1 protein-coding gene is annotated in these 1,388 nt (G+C 51.2%); it reads left to right on the forward strand.

Features of this window, described 5'->3' with window-relative positions; translation table 11 throughout:
* Positions 1 to 95 precede the first annotated feature (95 nt).
* Entirely contained in the window at positions 96 to 842 is a 747-nt protein-coding gene (locus tag EDC90_RS20750; RefSeq protein ID WP_281015426.1) for a type I restriction endonuclease subunit R, EcoR124 family, read from the forward strand.
* Positions 843 to 1,388: the final 546 nt, after the last annotated feature.

Here is a 1,388-nt window from a genome sequence, read left to right on the forward strand (position 1 = left end):
CATCAAAAACAAGCAGCATAATCAATCACACAAACCAGCCAGAGCCTCCAATGCTCAAGCCGCTCTGATGTCCCATTTTATATGACAACGGACATATCCTTCAGAATTATGATGAGTTCTCCAGCCTAAGAGAGCTTCAGGAGATCGACGAGAGTGACGCCGATGCGGTGAGAGCGTTCAAGGAGCGGCATCATTTGAGTGATGATGCCGTTGACGAACTCAAGAGCGTCGAGATGCCTGCTGACCGAAAGGTCCAGGACTACCGTTCGACCTACAATGACATCCGGGATTGGCTTCGCCGTGAAGAGGCCAGCGCCGAGCAGGTTGATTCAAAGATCGACTGGGATGATGTCGTCTTTGAGGTCGACCTCTTAAAGTCCCAGGAAATCAATCTGGATTATATCCTTGAGCTCATCTTTGAGCACAACAAAGAAACGAAGAGCAAGTCAGAGCTCGTTGACGAAGTTCGCCGTGTCATTCGCGCCAGTATTGGCAACCGCGCGAAAGAAAGCCTCATCGTCGATTTCATCAATCAGACAAACCTTGACGAATTGTGGGGCAAGGCCGAGGTGATTGAGGCTTTTTTTGCCTTCGCACAAGCCGAACAACGCCGTGAAGCGGAAGAACTGATAGCCCATGAAAAATTGAATGCGGATGCCGCCAAGCGCTACATCGCGACGTCGATCAAACGCGAATATGCGAGCGAAAACGGCACAGAGTTGAACTCAATCCTTCCAAGGATGAGCCCGCTCAATCCACAATACCTGAAGAAAAAAAGAGATGTGTTCCAACGCATCTCTGCGTTCGTTGAAAAATTCAAGGGTGTGGGCGGAAAAATCTAGGCGTTTTCATGATCGATGGTCACGAATCACCGCACACCAGCTGTACGCCGAAGTAATCGGCTGGCGCCCGGCTACGCCATAAACAATATCGGCTCTCGGGAAATCGCAAGCGTCAGTCGAATGGCCGGAATGGAGGCGCATTTCCGACCGACAACTTAGGGGCCGAGTCCTGACTGTCAGGTCCTAGAGGTTAAAGATCAAATAGCTGGCATAAGCGCAAAAGAACAACGTGACCGCTCCCGACCCCGTTCCAGTCGCTTAGCTAGGCTAACCTTGTCCCAAAAAGCGGTCGGGACAGGTTAGGGCTCAGGAGCGGTCTTTTTTTCCAGCGGTGCTACATAAAACCGCCAGTCGTTTCCCGCCCCTAACGGACGCTGCCCCGACCAGTTCGCAGTGAAATGCACAAGGTCCTTCAAGTTTTGTGGGAACCTATCTATCGTGAAGCGATGGAAGGGTAATCCTCCCCTTTTTAACGGGGCTTTTTGGTAGAATTCACGCGGCCATTTTCAGTTTCTGTGCGGGTGTCATTCCGCCGATGCCCATATT

The sequence above is a fragment of the Martelella mediterranea genome (genome assembly GCF_004342225.1).
Lineage (GTDB): Bacteria > Pseudomonadota > Alphaproteobacteria > Rhizobiales > Rhizobiaceae > Martelella > Martelella mediterranea_B.